The sequence below is a fragment of the Parabacteroides sp. AF17-3 genome (assembly GCF_003635445.1).
Classification (GTDB): domain Bacteria; phylum Bacteroidota; class Bacteroidia; order Bacteroidales; family Tannerellaceae; genus Parabacteroides; species Parabacteroides goldsteinii.
Genome location: NZ_QTMM01000022.1, coordinates 66,503 through 85,863, shown reverse-complemented (window position 1 = coordinate 85,863; position 19,361 = coordinate 66,503). Strand labels below are relative to the sequence as shown.

General features: G+C 45.4%; 16 protein-coding genes and 2 tRNA genes. 12 read left to right on the top strand and 6 right to left on the bottom strand.

The window, feature by feature from the left end:
* The first annotated feature begins 13 nt into the window (after window positions 1-13).
* Window positions 14-1,960: a sodium:solute symporter family protein gene (locus DWW91_RS24260; RefSeq protein ID WP_048316226.1), complete on the top strand. Its 1,947-nt coding sequence runs from the start codon at window positions 14-16 to the stop codon at window positions 1,958-1,960.
* A 34-nt stretch (window positions 1,961-1,994) separates the two neighbouring features.
* Window positions 1,995-2,993 carry a glycoside hydrolase family 130 protein gene (locus tag DWW91_RS24255; RefSeq protein WP_046147332.1) on the top strand — a complete coding sequence of 333 codons (999 nt, stop codon included), beginning with the start codon at window positions 1,995-1,997 and terminating at the stop codon, window positions 2,991-2,993.
* 588 nt (window positions 2,994-3,581) lie between these two features.
* Here the strand turns inward: DWW91_RS24255 and DWW91_RS24250 are convergent.
* Together DWW91_RS24250 and DWW91_RS24245 are read right to left on the bottom strand one after the other, a co-directional pair.
* Window positions 3,582-3,664 (bottom strand) — tRNA-Tyr (locus DWW91_RS24250).
* 44 nt (window positions 3,665-3,708) lie between these two features.
* Window positions 3,709-3,782 (bottom strand) — tRNA-Thr (locus tag DWW91_RS24245).
* Between the two features lie 230 nt (window positions 3,783-4,012).
* Between DWW91_RS24245 and DWW91_RS24240 the strand changes: the two genes are divergently transcribed.
* Window positions 4,013-5,419: a Gfo/Idh/MocA family protein gene (locus DWW91_RS24240; protein WP_010802818.1), complete on the top strand. Its 1,407-nt coding sequence runs from the start codon at window positions 4,013-4,015 to the stop codon at window positions 5,417-5,419.
* Between the two features lie 89 nt (window positions 5,420-5,508).
* On the opposite strand, the gene trxA is transcribed toward DWW91_RS24240, so the two are convergent.
* On the bottom strand, window positions 5,509-5,871 hold the full coding sequence (trxA, locus tag DWW91_RS24235) for a thioredoxin (RefSeq protein ID WP_007655995.1): 363 nt from the start codon (window positions 5,869-5,871) through the stop codon (window positions 5,509-5,511).
* 202 nt (window positions 5,872-6,073) lie between these two features.
* Window positions 6,074-6,739, bottom strand: coding sequence for a superoxide dismutase (locus tag DWW91_RS24230; protein ID WP_007655997.1), 666 nt, complete (start codon window positions 6,737-6,739; stop codon window positions 6,074-6,076).
* A 294-nt stretch (window positions 6,740-7,033) separates the two neighbouring features.
* On the opposite strand from DWW91_RS24230, the gene DWW91_RS24225 reads away from it, so the two are divergent.
* From DWW91_RS24225 to DWW91_RS24185, 8 genes are all read left to right on the top strand, one after another.
* Window positions 7,034-7,573 carry a pyruvoyl-dependent arginine decarboxylase gene (locus tag DWW91_RS24225; protein WP_007655998.1) on the top strand — a complete coding sequence of 180 codons (540 nt, stop codon included), beginning with the start codon at window positions 7,034-7,036 and terminating at the stop codon, window positions 7,571-7,573.
* A 171-nt stretch (window positions 7,574-7,744) separates the two neighbouring features.
* Window positions 7,745-8,221: a PaaI family thioesterase gene (locus DWW91_RS24220; RefSeq protein ID WP_046147331.1), complete on the top strand. Its 477-nt coding sequence runs from the start codon at window positions 7,745-7,747 to the stop codon at window positions 8,219-8,221.
* Between the two features lie 38 nt (window positions 8,222-8,259).
* Window positions 8,260-9,096 (top strand): deoxyribonuclease IV, encoded by an 837-nt coding sequence (nfo, locus tag DWW91_RS24215; RefSeq protein ID WP_010802820.1) that lies wholly within the window; start codon window positions 8,260-8,262, stop codon window positions 9,094-9,096.
* Window positions 9,097-9,156: 60 nt separating this feature from the next.
* Window positions 9,157-10,566, top strand: coding sequence for a sodium:proton antiporter NhaD (gene nhaD, locus DWW91_RS24210; RefSeq protein WP_048317687.1), 1,410 nt, complete (start codon window positions 9,157-9,159; stop codon window positions 10,564-10,566).
* Window positions 10,567-10,576: 10 nt separating this feature from the next.
* Complete coding sequence (locus tag DWW91_RS24205) at window positions 10,577-12,217, top strand: dipeptidase (protein ID WP_122329190.1); 1,641 nt, start codon at window positions 10,577-10,579, stop codon at window positions 12,215-12,217.
* Between the two features lie 40 nt (window positions 12,218-12,257).
* The gene (locus DWW91_RS24200) at window positions 12,258-12,758 is read left to right on the top strand and encodes a porin family protein (RefSeq protein ID WP_007656006.1); all 501 of its coding nucleotides are present in this window, start codon (window positions 12,258-12,260) and stop codon (window positions 12,756-12,758) included.
* A 120-nt stretch (window positions 12,759-12,878) separates the two neighbouring features.
* Window positions 12,879-14,060, top strand: a complete 1,182-nt coding sequence (locus DWW91_RS24195; RefSeq protein WP_046147329.1) for a hypothetical protein — start codon at window positions 12,879-12,881, stop codon at window positions 14,058-14,060.
* 404 nt (window positions 14,061-14,464) lie between these two features.
* The gene (locus tag DWW91_RS24185; protein ID WP_122329165.1) at window positions 14,465-15,271 is read left to right on the top strand and encodes a DUF6261 family protein; all 807 of its coding nucleotides are present in this window, start codon (window positions 14,465-14,467) and stop codon (window positions 15,269-15,271) included.
* A 70-nt stretch (window positions 15,272-15,341) separates the two neighbouring features.
* Here the strand turns inward: DWW91_RS24185 and DWW91_RS24180 are convergent, their stop codons facing one another.
* The gene (locus DWW91_RS24180) at window positions 15,342-15,977 is read right to left on the bottom strand and encodes an HAD family phosphatase (RefSeq protein ID WP_122329189.1); all 636 of its coding nucleotides are present in this window, start codon (window positions 15,975-15,977) and stop codon (window positions 15,342-15,344) included.
* A 195-nt stretch (window positions 15,978-16,172) separates the two neighbouring features.
* Between DWW91_RS24180 and DWW91_RS24175 the strand changes: the two genes are divergently transcribed.
* Window positions 16,173-17,549: a DUF1080 domain-containing protein gene (locus DWW91_RS24175; protein ID WP_048317678.1), complete on the top strand. Its 1,377-nt coding sequence runs from the start codon at window positions 16,173-16,175 to the stop codon at window positions 17,547-17,549.
* Between the two features lie 2 nt (window positions 17,550-17,551).
* Here DWW91_RS24175 and DWW91_RS24170 read toward each other — a convergent pair whose 3' ends face one another.
* The gene (locus DWW91_RS24170) at window positions 17,552-19,318 is read right to left on the bottom strand and encodes a glycosyltransferase family 39 protein (RefSeq protein WP_010802827.1); all 1,767 of its coding nucleotides are present in this window, start codon (window positions 19,316-19,318) and stop codon (window positions 17,552-17,554) included.
* Window positions 19,319-19,361: the final 43 nt, after the last annotated feature.

Here is a 19,361-nt window from a genome sequence, read left to right as displayed (position 1 = left end):
CAAACTTAATATCATGAAATTGCAACCAATCGACATCTTTATCATCGGACTCTATCTGGTGGCCATGATCGTCATCGGATTAGTGTTAAAGAAAAAGGCGTCGAAAAACATGGACTCCTACTTCCTGGGAGGAAAAACACTACCTTTTTATATGTTAGGCTTGTCTAACGCATCCGGCCAGTTCGATATCTCTGGTACTATGTGGATGGTTACACTAGCCTTTATTTATGGAATCAAAAGTGCCTGGGTGCCTTGGCTCTGGCCTGTATTTAACCAGATCTTCCTGATGGTCTATCTCTCTGTCTGGCTCCGCCGGTCGAATGTGCTGACAGGGGCGGAATGGATACAGACACGGTTCGGAAAGAACAAAGGCGCCAGCCTGTCGCATACGATTGTCGTTATCTACGCCCTGATCGGCGTGCTGGGTTTCCTTAGCTACGGCTTTATCGGCGTGGGTAAATTTATGGAGATATTCTTCCCATGGGATTTTGTTTCCCAGTATGTCCCGTTTGATATACCGGCTGAATACGTGCCGCATGCTTACGGTATATTCTTTACAGCCATCGCCACGATCTATGTGATGCTGGGCGGTATGCTGAGTATCGTATGGACCGATGTGGTTCAGTTTGCCATTATGACGGTTGCCGGTATCACGATTGCCGTTATCGCTATGATGAAGGTAAGCCCTGAAACGATTGCTTCTATCGTACCTGCCGGTTGGGACAGCCTGATGCCTGGGTGGAACCTTGATTTGCATTGGACCGACATTTTCAGCGATGTAAATACAAAGATAATGAACGACCAGTTCGGTTTATTCGGGATCTTTATTATGATGATGCTTTTCAAAGGAGTGTTCAATAGTATGGCGGGACCTGCCCCCAACTACGATATGCAGAAGATCCTTTCCTGCCGTAACGGTAAGGAAGCAGCCTTAATGAGCGGTTCTGTTCCTGTCATCCTGCTTATCCCGCGTTATCTGATGATTATGGGATTTACGATCCTGGCGCTGGCTTTCTTCAAAGACCTGGATTTGACGACAAAGACCGGAGCGATTGACTTCGAACTGATCCTGCCGAATGCTATTAACCAGTTTGTGCCCGTTGGAGTATGCGGATTGCTGCTTGCCGGATTGCTTGCTGCCTTTATGTCTACTTTTGCCTCTACGGCCAACGCGGCGCCTGCTTATATTGTAAATGATATCTATAAAAAATATATCAACCCGAATGCCAGCAACAAGACGATGATCCGTGCCAGCTATATCGTAACGGTAGCGGTGGTTGTTGTCAGTGTGGTGATCGGTTTCTTCGTGGAGAGCGTAAACTCCGTCCTGCAATGGATCACGTCTGCTTTGTATGGCGGATATATTGCAGCCAACCTGCTGAAATGGCACTGGTGGCGTTTTAACGGGAACGGTTATTTCTGGGGAATGATTACCGGTATCCTGGCCGCTATGGTATGTCCGTTCATTTTCGACGGCTATACGATGGTAGACGGACATTTTGTGGAAAGGGTAGGCGAGTATGCCAACAATGCTCCGATGCTGCCGTTGTTCTACTTCCCAGTTTTGCTGGTTGTTTCCTTGATCGGTTGTATCGTCGGTACTTATGCGGCTCCTCCGGTAGAAGACGAAACGCTGGAACGTTTCTACATCACCGTACGTCCCTGGGGGTACTGGAAACCAGTTTATAATAAGGTTGTTGCCAAATATCCGCAGGTGAAGGCGAATAAAAACTTCAAACGCGATATGTTCAATGTGGCTGTCGGCATTATCTGGCAGATGTGTCTGACCATTATCCCGATGTATATCGTGATCCGTGAAGGCATGCCGTTGATAACCAGCATCCTGATCCTGGCTATCACTACGTTGGTGCTGAAAAAGAACTGGTACGACAAGATGAGTAAGGATGAAGTCGAGTATAATGCTTTGATGGAAGAACTGAAATTGAATGAAAAGAAGTAATTTTGTATTGTCAAATAAAACAAATCAATAAGAAATGGATAAACTGAAAATTATTGGCGAACCGCTGCCCGATATGCCTTGGGAAGACCGCCCGGCTGATTGTAAAGATGTGATCTGGAGATATTCGAATAATCCGGTGATCCCCCGTGATATTATCCCTACATCAAACAGTGTGTTCAACAGTGCTGTCGTTCCGTTCAAGGGAGGTTATGCCGGCGTGTTCCGTTGCGACGATACCAACCGCCGTATGCGTCTGCATGTCGGTTTCAGTGCGGATGCCATCCACTGGAATATTTCTGAGACAAAGCTGGAGTTCGAATGCGACGACGAAGAGATAGGCAAATTCGTTTATGCGTATGACCCTCGTGTATGCTTCATCGAAGACCGCTATTATATCACCTGGTGTAACGGCTATCATGGCCCGACGATCGGTGTGGCTTATACATTCGATTTCGAAACATTCCATCAGTTGGAAAATGCTTATCTGCCTTTCAACCGTAACGGTGTGATGTTCCCGCGTAAGATCAACGGTAATTTCGCCATGTTGAACCGTCCGAGTGACAATGGTCATACGCCGTTCGGCGACATTTTCTACAGCGAATCGCCTGATATGTGCTTTTGGGGAAAACATCGTCATGTGATGGCTCCGGCTCCGTTTGAAGTGAGCGCCTGGCAATGTCTGAAGATCGGGGCAGGTCCTATTCCTATCGAGACATCGGAAGGCTGGTTGCTGATCTATCATGGCGTGTTGCAGTCATGCAATGGCTATGTATATAGCTTCGGTGCCGCCCTGTTGGATCTGGATCAGCCCTGGAAGGTAAAATATCGCACGGGGCCGTACTTGCTTTCTCCGCAAAAGGATTATGAATGTGTAGGTGACGTGCCTAACGTGACATTCCCGTGTGCCGCCCTGCATGATCCCGAATCTGACCGTATCGCTATCTATTACGGCTGTGCGGATACCGTGACAGGTCTTGCTTTCGGTTATATCAGCGAAATCATCGAGTTTACAAAGAAAAATTCTATTGTATAAATTCGTATATTTCCATTAATAGGAGAATACGTTTTCTAAAAAGGGGGGTGCGTCAAAAGGAAAGAGTCTCAAGAGTCTCAAGAGTCTCATCAGTCTCACCCCCCCTTTTTCATTTTCTGCATTTTGGTTCAGATAAAGAATTCTGTACTTATGTATCTGAAATATAGCTTATTATATTTGTATTCTCTTTTTTCTCTCTTCAATTTATTCCTTTTTTTATTAAAGTTTCGGACGCACTTCTTCTCTTGGAGTATGGTTATTCTGTTATATTGGGTAAGCATAATATGAAAAACGGGTAAGCACCGGAGGAAGAACGGATAGGCACCGGTGAGTTAACGGATAACTACTCACTAAAAATGTCCGAAATAAAGAGAAAAAACGGGTTTTTATGCTTGGATTTAAATCTTAAAACAGAGTGTATATAAATGTATATCAGTGTGTTATATGTGCTTTTTAGAAAAAGCGTATTTTCAGAAATGGGGGTGAGACTGATGAGACTCTTGACACTCCTGTTCTTCATGGGATAGTCAGAAACACGAAATGACATAAAACAGAGAACCTCAGAAATTAAATTCCTGAGGTTCTCTGTGGGCAGTGATGGATTCGAACCACCGAAGTCGAAAGACAGCTGAGTTACAGTCAGCCCCATTTGGCCACTCTGGTAACTGCCCAGTGCAAAACTTATGTTTTATAGGGAAATCTCTCTTTCCCTTTGAGCCTCTTGTCGGATTCGAACCAACGACCCCGAGATTACAAATCACGTGCTCTGGCCAACTGAGCTAAAGAGGCATTCAGTATTTCTGTTTTGCGAGTGCAAAGGTAGTGATTATTTCTAATCTCGCAATAGGGGAGGGCGTTTTTTTTGTATACTTTTTTTCATCTTTCTTTTCAAATACAATCTATCTTCCTGATTAATAATAAGAAAAGATTAGACATTTTTTTAAGAAAAATAGTAGAAGTGAAAATAAATTCTTATTTTGCCGACTCATATAATATCACTTAATCTAAAATCTATTATCATGAGCATTAACAGAAGACAATTTTTAAGAAGATCATTGGCGGGAAGTGCAGCTATTGTTGTAGGCAAAGAGATGAATGCTGCCAATACGCCGGTCAGCGGGAGTTCTTTTTCACAGACAGAAGACCTGTCTCCCCCGGCCAAAGGAAAATCTGTTTTAGGACTGCGTTGTAAACCATTGAGTACCGTCCGTATCGGTGTTGTTGGTCTGGGAAGAGGGGCAGGCGCCGTAGAGCGTATGGCACAGATCGAGGGAACGGAGATTGTGGCTATCTGTGATCTGAATCCCGAACGGATTGAGAATAGCCAGAAAACACTTAAAAACAGTAACCGGAAAGAAGCAGTCGCATATACCGGAGAAGAAGACTGGAAGAAAATGTGCGAACGCGATGATATCGACCTGATTTATAATGCCACCCCTTGGGAGTTGCACGTGCCTATCGCCCTTTATGCCATGGATCATGGAAAACATGTTGCCATCGAAGTGCCGGCTGCGCTAACGGTAAAGGATTGTTGGGCGTTGGTCGACAAGGCCGAAGAAACGCAGCTTCATTGCATGATGCTTGAAAATTGTTGTTACGATTTCTTTGAATTGGCCACATTGAATATGGCCCGCCAGGGATTGCTGGGAGAAATTATTCATACCGAAGGCGCTTATATCCACGACCTGAGAGGCTCGAAGTTTAAAGGCTATTATAAACATTGGCGCCTGGAATACAGTAAATACCATACCGGAAACCCGTATCCAACACATGGACTTGGCCCGGTTGCCCAGATTCTGGGAATCAACCAGGGAGACCGGATGGATTACCTGTCATCTGTTTCGACCAACCAGTTCGGCCTGGCTCTTTGGGCGAAGGAAAATCTGAAAGATGACGAACGTATCACCCAATCGGAACGGTATGCCCTGGGGGATATGAATACGACCATTATCCATACTGTGAACGGCAAGTCTATCATGATTCAGCATGATACGACATCGCCCCGTCCTTATTCCCGTATCCATCTGGTGCAGGGAACGAAAGGGATGGCTGTTAAATATCCGGAGCAGAAGGTGGCTGTACAGCCAGATACGCATTCTTTCCTGAAAGAAGGGCCTCAAAAGGAAGTGATGGCGGATTATGAACACCCTCTGAGCAAATACATCGGCGAACGGGCAAAGAAAGTCGGTGGTCACGGTGGTATGGACTTTATCATGGACTGGCGTCTTATCTATTGCCTGCGTAACGGTTATCCGCTGGATCAGAGTGTGTACGATGCGGCTGCCTGGTCATGTATCGTCGAATTGAGCGAACGTTCTGTCCTGAACAAGAGCTGCTCTGTGGCTGTTCCTGATTTTACCCGCGGTGCCTGGCGTGATTATAAGCCCTGGCCTGTGATTGACATGAAAGATATTTTACACGGATAAATTGTAGACAAAATAAAACTCCTGAAAGCCGGCTGCTCTTTCGATAGCCTGCACTTTCAGGAGTTCCGTAAGTAATATGATAGCATTGTTTATTTCTTCAAAAGAACTTCTTCGATAGCCTTTTTGAAATCAGCCTTGCTCATGGCACCTCTTGCCATCTGCGGTTGTTCGCCCATCGGACAGAACAGGAGGGAAGGAATGCTCCGGATGCCGAAAGAAGCTGCCAGTTCTTCTTCTTTTTCCGTATCGACCTTATAGATGTCTATTTTTCCTTCATATTCGCCTGCCAGCTCTTCCAGGATAGGGGCAATCATTTTACAAGGACCGCACCAGGTAGCGAAGAAATCGACGATACAAGGTTTGTCACCCTCGTATATCCATTTATCGGGACTTGCTTCATAATTGGCTACTTTACTCAGAAATTCTTGTTTTGTCAACTCTTTTACTTTCATGATTCTAACTCCTTATTGTTTAGTTATTATTTCTCTTTCTATTTTACATAACAAAGTTACGACCTTATATGCTTGTAACTGTTTGCTGTATTTCCTTAATAATTGACATTTTTCCCTTGGGGTGATCGGTAAACAAAAAGCCGTTCGGAGAACATTTCCCCCGGACGGCCTTATCTGGTTTAAATCACACTACTTATTAATATCAATATCTTTCGCCAACGGCATCCCAATCAACGATATTCCATAAGGCATTCAGATGATCGGGACGGCGGTTCTGGTAATCCAGGTAATAAGCATGTTCCCATACATCGAATCCCAGGAGAGGAACCAGTCCGTGTGCAACGGGGTTGCTGCCGTTTGGCTCTTTGGTAATTGAAAGTTTGCCGTCTTTATCTTTTGCCAGCCATACCCATCCGGAACCGAATAGACCGGCGCCTGCTGCGTTGAACTCTTTCTTGAAGTTATCGAACGAACCCCAGGTTGCTTTGATGGCTTCCGCCAGCTTTCCTTTAGGTTCGCCGCCGCCTTTGGGGGAGAACTGGGTGAAATACAAGTTATGGTTGAGTATCTGTCCGGCATTATTAAAGATAGCGCCGTCGGATTCTGCTACGATCTGTTCCAGGGGAGCGTTTTCAAACTTTGTACCCGGAATCAGGTTATTCAGGTTGTTTACGTAAGCCTGTAAATGTTTTCCGTGATGGAACTCAATTGTTGCTTTACTGATAACCGGTTCCAATGCATTTGCCGCATAAGGCAATTTAATTAATTCGAATTTCATAATTTCTTCTTTTTTATCTGTTATTTGACTACTACTATTATTACTATTATTAGTTACCAACAATAATAAACTGAGGCATAATGTAAGCATGACTAATAAGTTTTATGTTGTTTCTACTATTCTAACACGGCGGGTTTCTTATTTGTTCACCCGGAAAGCCGGTATTTCCCATCACTTTTGTCAATCGGGCGATAAGTGAAATTTATGGACGTTGGCGGAAGTCTCCGTGACGGCTGATAATTATACCTTATGCGATATACCTTAAAATAAAATGAATAATAATATGTAAAAAGCTGTTTTTTTATCATTTGTAAAGAAAATAATCCCAAAGAAGTTTCTATTTTTGTGCCCTCATATTATTAATTAAGTAAAACATATTTGTAGATGGTAAAGAAAGTTGGGAATTTAATTCCAAACACCTTTTTTATTACAAAGGGTAGTGGTGATTCAGACCTGGAAAAGCATGCAGGTTCTTATCACATGGCTCTTTATGATGCCGGTATTTCAGACTTTAACATTATGACTTATTCGTCTGTTATTCCAGCAACTGCACATCTTGCAACCATGGACGAGATCGATCTTCCTCCATTTGGTACGGAATTGAAAACCATTATGGCGGTATCGCATGGTTATCAGGATGAGTTTGTATCTGCCGGTGTGGTTTACGCCTGGATGTACAAGGACGAAAACTTCGATGAGAAGGTTGGAGGCCTGGTATGCGAGGTCAGCGGCCGTTATCGTATCGAGGAGTTGGAATCACGTCTGATCCGTGTAATCAACGACTTGCACCAGAAGACTTACGGTAAGTATTATCTGGGTGAACTGAACTTCATTACCGAAGGTATTACCATCGAAAAGAGATACGGAACAGCTCTGGCTGCCCTGTGCTTCGTAGATTTCCTGATGCCTGAGATTGAAGATTAAAAGAAAATAAAATATCTGATTATCAGTATGGAAACAGAGGTAAGGCCACGGCTCTTATCTCTGTTTTTTTGTGGCTTCGGGAAAAACGGCATAAGTTTGTTATATTTGTAACCGGCTTATAGTATAAAATTCTCTTTATTTAAGAAACAATCCGTTTAAAGCTGTTGTTGTATGAAAAAGATTATTAATCCCTGGAAAGGGTTGGATGGCTATATGTGCTTCGGGTGTGCACCCGAAAATCCGCAGGGCCTGCACATGGAGTTTTACGAAGATGGTGAAGATATAGTTGCTTTCTGGGAGCCGGAAAGCCATTACCAGGGATGGTTGGAGACATTGCATGGGGGAATACAGACTACCATGATGGATGAACTGGCAGGTTGGGTGGTATTAAGGAAATTACAGACGTCGGGCGTGACTTCACGGCTGGATGCCCGTTTCCTGAAAAGTATCTCGACCCGGGAACCGCGCTTGATGATACGGGGGCGTATCAAGGAGCAGAAACGGAATGCCATATTCATAGAGACGGAGATATACAATTCGCAGAACGAACTTTGTTCGCGGGCGGACATCGTATATTTTGTCGTCACAAAAGAACAGGCGACGGAGAAGTTTCATTTTGCCGGCTGTAAGACCGAAGATGAAAAATAATGAACAGTAACAAAAAGAATAAAGTAAACGATTAACAAATGAAATACATCGGAGCACATGTAAGTGCGTCGGGTGGGGTTGAGAATGCCCCTCTGAACGCGAATGCTATCGGGGCCAAAGCATTCGCCCTCTTTACCCGAAACCAACGTCAGTGGAAATCATCCCCGTTGACGAAGAAAAGTATCTCCTTATTCAAAGAACGTTGTGAGGAGTTCGGTTACGAGGCGAAACATATCCTGCCTCATGACAGTTACCTGATTAACCTCGGACATCCGGATCCGGACGGGTTGCAGAAGTCGCGCGATGCTTTCCTGGACGAAATGCAGCGTTGCGAACAACTGGGGCTGGACCGGCTGAATTTCCATCCTGGAAGTCATCTGAACGAATTGTCGGTCGACGATTGCCTGGCTCGTATTGCCGAGTCAATTAACCGGACGTTGGACCAGACCGCAGGTGTCTGTGCCGTTATAGAGAATACGGCCGGACAGGGTACAAACCTGGGATATACATTCGAACAAATAGCAGCCATCATCGATCGGGTAGAAGATAAAACGCGCGTCGGTGTCTGTATCGACACGGCTCATACGCTGGCTGCCGGTTATGATATTAAAACGGAACAAGGCTTTACCGAAACCTTCCGCCACTTCGATGAAGTGATCGGTTTTTCCTATTTGCGCGGAATGCATATCAACGATTCGAAGAAAGACCTGGCGACCCGTGTAGACAGGCATGACAGTATCGGAAAAGGGGTGATGGGGATGACAACCTTTAAAATGCTGATGGCCGATCCTCGTTTTGACGACATCCCTCTGATCCTTGAAACCCCTGACGAGTCGATCTGGGCGGAAGAGATCGGTTATCTGTATACATTGTGATAAAGTATGATTCAAAATAAGTCCCTTCTGAAAGAAGGTTGACCCAAAAACAGGACAACTATGTTTATATTAATGCCAATTATTTTTATCGGGGGTATCATTGCTATTGCGCTTGAAGATAAGATTAAGATCAACAAAGCGGCAACAGCTCTTTTTATGGCCATTTCTTTGTGGATGATATTGATGTTCGACGCTTACAATATTTTCGTTGAACGTTCCAATCCTCTGTTCGAAGAGTTTCTGATGCAGAACCCCGAAATGACAAATCTGCCGGCAAAAGATCAGTTTATTAATTTTATAACCAACCGTTCTATCGTTTACCATCTGGGAAATGTGGCAGAGACCTTGTTCTTTGTGATGTGTTCCATGCTGATTGTCGATATTGTCGATAAACACGGTGGTTTCAGATCGGTGACGGGATATATCCGCACCTCCAACAAACGGAAACTGTTGTGGTATATCAGTTTTGCCACTTTCTTCTTTTCTGCTTTGCTGGATAACCTGGCGGCAGCGATCGTGATTATGGCGGTGCTTCGTAAGTTGGTTCCCGACAGGACCGACCGGTTGAAATATGCCTGTATGGTGATTATTGCAGCCAATGCCGGCGGTTCGTGGTCGCCCATCGGTGATGTGACGACAATCCTGCTCTGGGTAGGAAAGAATGTGACGGCGATGCACCAGATTTCGCATGTATTTATTCCTGCATTGGTTAATATGCTGGTTCCGCTCTCCATTGCCCATTTCTGGTTGTTCAAGAAAGATGCCCGGTTGCGTGTCATGAGTGAGGAAGAGGCTGCCGATGAGTTTATTCCGGAAATACCGAATCATTCACGCCGGGTGATCTTTGTGATCGGCGTGCTTTCGTTGGCTTTGGTTCCGGTCTTTCAGATGCTGACCAATTTGCCTCCGTTCCTGGGGGTATTGCTGGGACTGGTTATTTTATGGATATATACCGATGTCATGTACAGCCGTTTGCATGTGCATGAATCGGAAAAACTGCGTATTACCCAGTTGTTGCCGAACATCGACCTGGCGACGATCTTTTTCTTCCTGGGAATCCTGATGGCGGTAGGCGCCCTGGAAACATCGGGACAGTTGGGGATCATGTCCGCCTATCTCGACAAGCATGTGCATGAACCTTATTTAATCAGCTTTGTGATCGGAGCTTTATCTTCCTGTGTGGATAATGTGGCGCTGGTGGCAGCAACGATGGGTATGTATCCGATTGTGCAGCAGACGGCCGACCTGGCCCCTTATGCACAGTTTTTTGTTTCCGACGGAGGATTCTGGACATTCCTTGCCTACTGTGCCGTAACGGGCGGTAGCATCCTGATTATCGGTTCGGCAACAGGTGTCACGGTGATGGGATTGGAGAAAATAGATTTCATGTACTATACAAAGCGATTTTCAATATTGGCATTGATTGGCTATATTTGCGGTGCGGCAGTATATATGCTATTATTCGCTTAAACTTATTTATATGAAAAGAAAATGGATTATCGCAGCAGCCTGTGCCGTTTTGCTTTCCGGAATGGAGGCAATAGCTTGTACGGGTTTGCTGGTAGGAAAGAAGGCATCGGTCGACGGATCGGTGATGATCAGTTATGCAGCAGATTCGCATACCCTGTATGGCGAGTTATACCGTTGGCCGGCAGCGACCTGGCCGAAAGGCGCCATGCTGGAAGTCAGGGAATGGGATACAAATAAGCCGCTGGGACAGATTCCGCAGGTGGAACAGACGTATTCGGTTGTCGGCAACATGAATGAACATCAGGTGGCTATCACGGAAAGTACGTGGGGCGGACGTCCGGAGCTGGTGGATACAACAGGTATTATCGACTACGGAAGCCTGATCTACATCGCCCTCCAGCGTTCAAAGTCAGCCCGCGAAGCAATCAAAGTAATGACCGACCTGGTGAAGGACTACGGTTATTACAGCAGCGGCGAGACTTTCTCTATCGCCGACAAGAACGAAGCATGGGTAATGGAACTGATCGGTAAAGGCCCGGGTAACAAAGGTGCAGTTTGGGTGGCCATCCGTATTCCGGATGATTGCATCTCTGCACATGCCAACCAGTCGCGCATCCAGCAGATTCCTTTTGATGACAAGGAAAACTGTATGTATTCGCCCGATGTTGTTTCTTTGGCCCGCGAAAAAGGGTATTTCAGCGGAAAAGATAAAGACTTCAGTTTCCAGAAGGCCTATTGTCCTTACGACTTCAGCGCATTGAGAGGTTGTGAAGCACGTGTATGGTCTTTCTTCCGTAAATACGATAAGACAATGGATAAGTACACCGACTTTATCAAAGGTGATCCTTCCAAAGAGCCGATGCCGTTGTATGTGAAGCCGGACCGTCTGTTGTCTGTTCAGGACGTTCAGAACGGTATGCGCGACCATTTTGAAGGAACCGATCTGGATATGACGAAAGACGCCGGAGCCGGTTCTTATAAAGTGCCGTATCGCTGGCGTCCGATGACGTTTAAGGTAGATGGACAAGAATATACCAACGAACGTGCCATCGCTACGCAGCAGACCGGTTTTGTAATCGTTCCGCAGATGCGTAACTGGTTGCCGGATGCGATCGGTGGAATCCTTTGGTTCGGTGTGGATGATGCCGATATGGCTGTGTTCACTCCGCTGTATTGCTCTATCACGGAATCGCCCGAGTGCTACCGGGTAGGAAACGGGGACATTATGAATTTCTCGTGGACTTCCGCATTCTGGATTCACAACTGGGTAGCAAACCAGGCTTACGGCAAATACAGTTTTATGATCAAAGACATTCGTCCGGTTCAGCAGGAATTGGAAAACAGTTATAAAGAGGTAATTCCGGCTATCGACAAGGCAGCCTCCGATTTGTATGCCAAGAATCCGGCGGAAGCAGTCCGGTTCCTGACCTGGTTCAGTACGACGACTGCCGATCAGGCAACTGCCCGCTGGAAGAAGCTCGGCGAGTATCTTTTAGTAAAATACATGGACGGAAACGTTAAGAAAGAAGAAAACGGCCAGTTCAAGCAAAATGGCTACGGGCTGTCCGAATATCCTGATTTCCCTGGCTACGACGAAGACTATTATCGCAGTATTGTTAAGAGCGCAGGAGACAGACTTAAAGTAAAATAATTATATTTGCGCATAATGTTGAACTAAAATTAATGAGAGTATGAAGAAATTAATTGTTATGTGCATGCTGGCAATTATCAGCATGAGTGCATTTGCACAGACTCAGCAAGGACAATCGTCTTTCGGTTTTAATCTTGGTTATGGATTTAACGAGAATGGAAATGCGTTGTTGGGGTTGGATTATCGTTATAATCTGACGGATGAGGTTCGTTTGGCTCCGTCTTTGTCTTATTTTGTGAAAGATGATGGTTTGAGTGCCTGGGCTATCGACGTGAATGCCCACTATGTCTTCAAATTGAGCGATATGTTCGGTTTCTATCCGTTGGCAGGTCTTGATCTTTCGTTCTGGAAAGTAAGTCTGGGAAATAGTGCAAGTCTGAATAAGACTCGTTTAGGAGCCAATATCGGTTTAGGAGGTGAAGTATATGCAACCGATCAGTTGAGTGTCGGTTTGGAATTCAAATATAATATACTCAAATCCTGGGGAGACCTGAGATTATCTCAGCCACTTCTGGCCCTTCGCATCGGATATAATTTCTGACAGATTATTTTTACAATAAAAAACAGAAAAGGGGATGAGCAGAAATGTTTATCCCCTTTTTTTGTTTATATTTGCGAGTGTTGTTTTTCAAACGGAGTTTGTCACCTAAATTTAATCTGAATGAAAATATTCCAGCAAGAAATATCGGAGAGTCACCGCAATGTCGTCAAAGGACAGCAGATGGCTAAAATATTACCTTCCTATGCATGGTTTGTACTGGGCGAAAATGGTGCGGATGAGTCGTTAATCTTCTACCAAAACGGAACTTTTGTAATCACTCAGAATGACGAAGAGAAGAAAGGTTTATGGCAATACAACTCCACTCTCCAAACGCTCTACATGAGACGGGACGACAACATAAGCGCTTTGCATCCTTTTTTCCGGAACAACGAAGTGCTGGTTCTGAAATTACATCAGGAAGATGCTTATCTGTTTTTGATAAAATCCGAATGCGTGAATAAATTCGATTACCATGTGCTGGAAGATTTTAATACCTATGCCGAACGATGGGAAAGTGCCCAGATAGCCAAAGGTAAAAAGGAGAAATTCTGGGAAGAATTGAAAGAACAACGTACGCCGATAGACCGGAAACCGGTTAAAGCGAAAAAAGAAAAGGAATTTTTCCTTGAAGAACGACCTGCCCGTACACCCGAAGAATGGTTAAAAAGAGAGGAAATGTTAAAGCAAAACTTTGAGTATAAGAAGCAGCAATATAAAAAAAAGTTTGAAGCTCAAATGGCTCGGAAGCTGCGTGAGCGGGAAAGAGAAATAGAAATTGACTTCATGCATAGGATGGCTGCGCAGGAGGCCAAATTTCAGGAACTGCTGGTGAGGCAGAGACGCGAAGCTCAAACTGAATTGTCTCGGTTGAAAAAGAAAGAAAATAGCCAGAAATCACAAGAAGGACTGGAATCGTCAACAAAAGAAGGGATAATCAACGAAATAATGGAAAAATGGTTTCATTGTCAGAAAGACAAATCTCGCATATCCCGGGAAATGGAAAAAATACTCGCTAAAGATAAGGGGTATAAAAAAGTCCACAGGGCCGTCAGGTATGCGTTTGGCTTTTTTATCGCTTCTCCATTTTTTATATTATTATTAACGGTTTTCTTATGTATTGGGGTACCTGAAGGTTATATAACGGATATTGTTATAACAGGCGGTATGGGAACTGTTTTGGTTGGGGGGATGGCCTATTTTGCGTATCAGGAGTTCTATTTATCTGAAGAAGAATATAAAAGACGTTTTAAGGAAGAACTGCAAAGAGAGTGTGATGAGTCTTTTTTAAAAAGTTTGAGGTGAAAAATGCTTTCGCATGCTGCGCCGCCGTTTTGCACTCCTGCAAAATGCTTTCCCGGTTTGGGAAACGGTTTTACACCCCTGCAAAATGCTTTCCCGGTTTGGGAAACGGCTTTACACCCCTGCAAAATGCTTTCCCGGTTTGGGAAACGGCTTTACACCCTTGCAAAGTGCTTTCCCGGTTTGGGAAATGGCTTTACACCCTTGCAAAGTGCTTTCCCGGTTTGGGAAACGGCTTTACACCCTTGCAAAATGCTTTCCCGGTTTGGGAAACGACTTTACACCCTTGTAAGATGCTTTCCCGGTTTGGGAAACGATTTTACATCTTCTTGGAAATTGTTTTGACAAAACAGTTATCTTTTGAAATATAATGCTTACCTTGCCCTCGTTATCAAAAAATAGAAATCATGGGAACATACTTAAAATTCACCGATTTTTCTGCAAATAATTTCAACAACGCCGAGTACCTCAGTTTTCTCCGCCGTTTCCGTGCCCTCCTTCCATTTCCGGAGCAGGGTGGCGACCGACCCGAAATCGAAAGCCTTAGCGTCAATGAATCGAACGGTGTCCCTGCATTGGGCGTTTCGGCTGCTCAAGTAGCCGCCCTCGACGCTGTAATCAGCCAACTCACCGATCTGAACAACCAGAGCCGTATCAGCCAGGAAACTGAAACGTTGAACGACACTGACAAACAACGCGACAACGTTGCCGTCTATGCTTTGAACCGGATAAACAATTCCGCAACCCTGCCACTCCAGGCGGAACAGGAAGCCGGAAAGTTTCTGCGGAACGTAGTGAAACCATATACCGGAATCGCACGCCTCCCGCTCAATCAGGAAACAGAAACGATCAAAGGACTCCTGGTCGATCTGAGAAAACCTGAAAATGCATCTGCCGTACAGGCTTTGAGCCTGACCCCTTATTTGAATGAACTGGAACGTTTGAATAATCTATACGAATCACTGGTGGCCCAACGCGCTGCCGAACGTCTGGCTAGTAGTGTAGACAACAGCAAGATCGTGCGTGCCCAAGGTGATGATATTTATGACGATATAACCTCGCTGGCTTTTGCCTGGAGCCTGGCGAATCCTTCGGACGAAGCTACTGCTTTTATCCGCAATGTCAACGCTCTGATATCCGATGCGCAGACAGCCTATAACCAGCGTATGGGACAGAAGAAAAAGAAGGAAAGCGACCGGCCGGAGATTGAATAAACTGGGTAAGGTTGCGGTTAAGTCCGTTTTTACAACGGCTGCCGCAACCTTCTTTTTTTATTCTGTTTCATTACCACTTCAGATAATCCTCGAAAGTAACCTTTTCGAAGTTCGGAATCACTTCATATACTTTATCCTTCAATGATTCTTCCGAGTTGGTGGTGCTCAGGCCGATCACCCGCATGCCGGCAGCCGTTCCCGCTTGTATGCCGGCAAATGAATCCTCAAAAACGAGGCAGTCGGCAGGGGAGACACCCAGGTCGTCCGCGGCCAGTAGGTAACACATCGGGTCAGGTTTCCCCTTTGTGATGCGGTCGGCGGTCACGACTGTGTCGAATATGTTTTCCAGGTGATGCAATTTGAATGCACGTTCCACCTTCGCATTGTCCGAGCTTGTAACTAATCCCATCTGTACACCGTTCTTTTTCAATAAGTGCAGAAATTCCAGGGAGCCGGGCATGGCGGGCAAGGGCATCGTGCTTTCGTATTCGGTCGATTCATTAATAACCATCCGGCGGAATTCTTCCGTACGGTCGGAAAAATACTTTTCCATGATGTAGGGGAGTGTTGTGCCTTTGATAACAGCAGCGAAGTTGTCGATACCTGTCCCGTAACGTTCACCTGCCTCATTCCAGAAAATATCGTAAATGGGTTCAGTGTCGACTATCACGCCGTCAAAGTCAAAGAGAGCCGTTTTAAATTTCATAAAAATACCTTTATTGATTACATTTTGCACACAAAGATAAGGCTATTCTTTGAAAAAGATTCTATCTGTTGTAAAATAGCAACACTTTTGCTGTGCATTTATGAATAATATTTTATCTTTGTGCTCGTACACATGTGTTAGTTGACAGACCAGTAAAACAATTTTCTTATTTATAATACCTAAAAGAAAAACAGAATGAAAGCATCTTTGAAGTTTGCAGCCCTGTCTCTTGCGCTGCTTTGTTCCTGTCAGTCGAATGACGGCTGGCAAAAGTTATTCAATGGTAAAGATCTTACCGGTTTCAAGCAATTGAACGGCGAAGCGCCCTACCGGGTGGAAGACGGCTGTCTGGTCGGAACTTCGGTGACGGGCCAGCCGAACAGCTTTATGGCTACCGAACAGGAGTATGGCGATTTTATCCTGGAATTTGAAGCTCTCTGCGACCCGGCATTGAACTCTGGTGTGCAGTTCCGCAGCGAAAGCCGTCCGGATTACCAGAACGGGCGTGTGCATGGCTACCAATGCGAAATGGACCCTTCCGACAGAGCATGGAGCGGAGGCGTTTACGACGAGGCACGCCGTGGTTGGCTGGTGACGCTCGTCGATAACAAACCGGGACAAGCCGCCTACAAAAAGACAGATTGGAATAAATTCCGTATCGAAGCGATCGGCAACAATATCCGCATCTGGCTGAACGGCGTGAACACCGCCAATCTCTATGACGACGAAACAGCCAAAGGCTTCATCGCATTCCAGGTGCATGGCATCGGAAAGAATACCGATCTGGAAGGAAAAGAAATCAAATGGCGTAATATCCGTATAAAGACGGAGAACCTGGAAGCCGAGCGCATGCAGGGCACATTAGCTCCGGAAGTGAACCGCGTCCCCAACTACCTGACGGATGCTGAAAAAGCGGACGGATGGAACCTCCTGTTCGACGGACAGACAACTACAGGCTGGCGTGGCGCCCATAAAGAGGCCTTCCCGGATCATGGCTGGAAAGTGGAAGACGGACAGTTGATCGTCTTGAAATCCGGTGGCGGCGAGTCTACCAACGGAGGTGATATCGTGACCGATAAAGAATATGCAGCATTCGAGTTAAGCCTGGAATTTAAAATCACTCCGGGAGCAAACAGCGGAATCAAATATTTCGTGACGGAAGCAGAAAAACCTAGCGGCTCCGCCTATGGCCTCGAATACCAGATATTAGATGACAAACTGCATCCGGATGCCAAACTCTACACAACGACTCCCGGCAGCCGCACCCTGGCAAGCCTTTACGACATGATGCCGGCCGGTAACAAACGTTTCAACGGTGTGGGCAACTGGAACCAGGCTGTCCTGAAAGTATTCCCCAATAATCATGTGGAACATTGGCTGAACGGCTTTAAAACATTGGAATACGATCGTGGTTCGGATGCTTTCCGCGAATTGGTGAAAGGTAGTAAATATGCTGCCCCGTCTTATAACGAGGCAGGACGTTTCGGTGAAGCTCCCCAGGGACATATCCTGTTACAGGATCATGGCGACGAAGTTGCTTTCCGCAGTATCAAAATCAAAGAATTAAAATAATCTTATTTTACACGGAGGAAGCTGCACAGGACAACCGGGCGGCGCACTTCGTGGATGATACGTTCAGAGGAGGTCAATATATTAAAAGTATATTGGCCTTCGTAATTTTTAAGGACAACCTCCAGGTCGCTGGAAGTTGCAAAGAAAAATCCTTCTTCCGGCATCTCCTGTTCGAAATTGTGGAAGCGGTTGCCGAGATAGAAATTAAGCCCGTACAGGTTCCTGTATTTCTTGAGATTATTCATAACGAACATATTGTTCTCATTCAGCGGATATTCTTTCATTACCTTTTCCGCAAAAGGACGGGCAGAACCATCCTGGCGGATACCCCGCATGATAACCCCGTCGATCAGTAAATTGATCGTAAAACTCAGGGCGATTGTCGCATACAGGATCTTGATGTTTATCTTTTTGAACATCTGGTAAAGCACCGTCAGCAGCGCCACCAAAACGACGATAACAATGCAAACCGTCAGTCCGTAACTGAAAGAAAATATGTTGCTGACAGCTTCGACCTGTGCCAGGGTAGAGGTACGGCTTGTGTACTGTGAAGCAATAGCCACGGGGTCGATAACACCGATCATCGTCAATCCGATGGCAATCAGTACTACGGTAGTGACCGATGCCAGGAAGGCAGCGAAGATACGGGTTACCTTTGTCCTGTATTCCGTGATATAGATGGCGTATTGTGCCAGGAATATTGCGATGAACGGATAAGCCGGCATCAGGTATACGCTTCTCTTGCTGGAAGGGATACTATAAAAGAAGATGATGCAAACCAATGCTACCAGGCTGAACAGTTTTTCCTTTTCCATGGAAAGAATATTATTCCAGCTGTCTTTCAGCACTTGTTTGAACGATCCTTTTTTTCTCTGCCAGTTCAAACCGAAGAGGGAGAAGAAAAAGAAGATGGTCCAGGGAATAAATCCGGCAGCCAGCGTCATAAAGTTATACCATACGCCATTCTCGTGTCCCAGGTCATAATTGATATCGGGCGTATTGAGATGGAAGAAACGTCCGAAGTTCTCGGCAAGTACGACATCGAGAAATTTATCCCCTCCCTGTTTCCAGGCTGCGATATACCACAGCAGAGGCAGGAACAGAGACGAAACACCGATATAAAGCAGTGCCTTGAAAATTGTCAGCAGGCTGTATTTACGGAGCATCAGCAGATAAGCACCGAACACGAATAGAGGCAAAATAACTCCTACAGGCCCTTTAGTCAGAACCGCACACCCCAGCAATACCGGGATAATAACCGGCAGACCTTTCAACTCCAGTTGGTCTTCCCATCGGAACAACTGATAGAGGCCGATGACAATGAATGTCGTCAGTAGCATATCGACACGGGTAGTCATCGCCGCTCTGTGCATTTCAATGCATGTGAGTAGTAGGAGAGTAGCTATAAACGCCTGCTGGAATTTTATCCTCCGCCCGAAAAACATGAGCGTGCATCCCATCAGGCAGATAAAAGCGATTGTAGACGGCAGGCGAGAGGTAAACTCCGATACATATCCCTGCGGATAAGAGAAAGCAGCCATCAGCCAATGTGCCATCGGCGGCTTATAGGCAAATTCGTTGGCATAAACCTGGGGTAATATCCAATTGCCTGATTCAAGCATGGATATGGCAACTGATGCTTCACGCGGCTCTCCTTTGGTGGAGAAATCACCCAGGCCGATCCAGGGAAGCACGGAGATTATACAGATTATAATAACCATTGTTACCGGCTTTTGCAGGTAGAGATATTGTAATGTCGGTGTACGCATATTCTTTTTGTAAGAGGACTAAACCAGTTAATGTCGTTATATC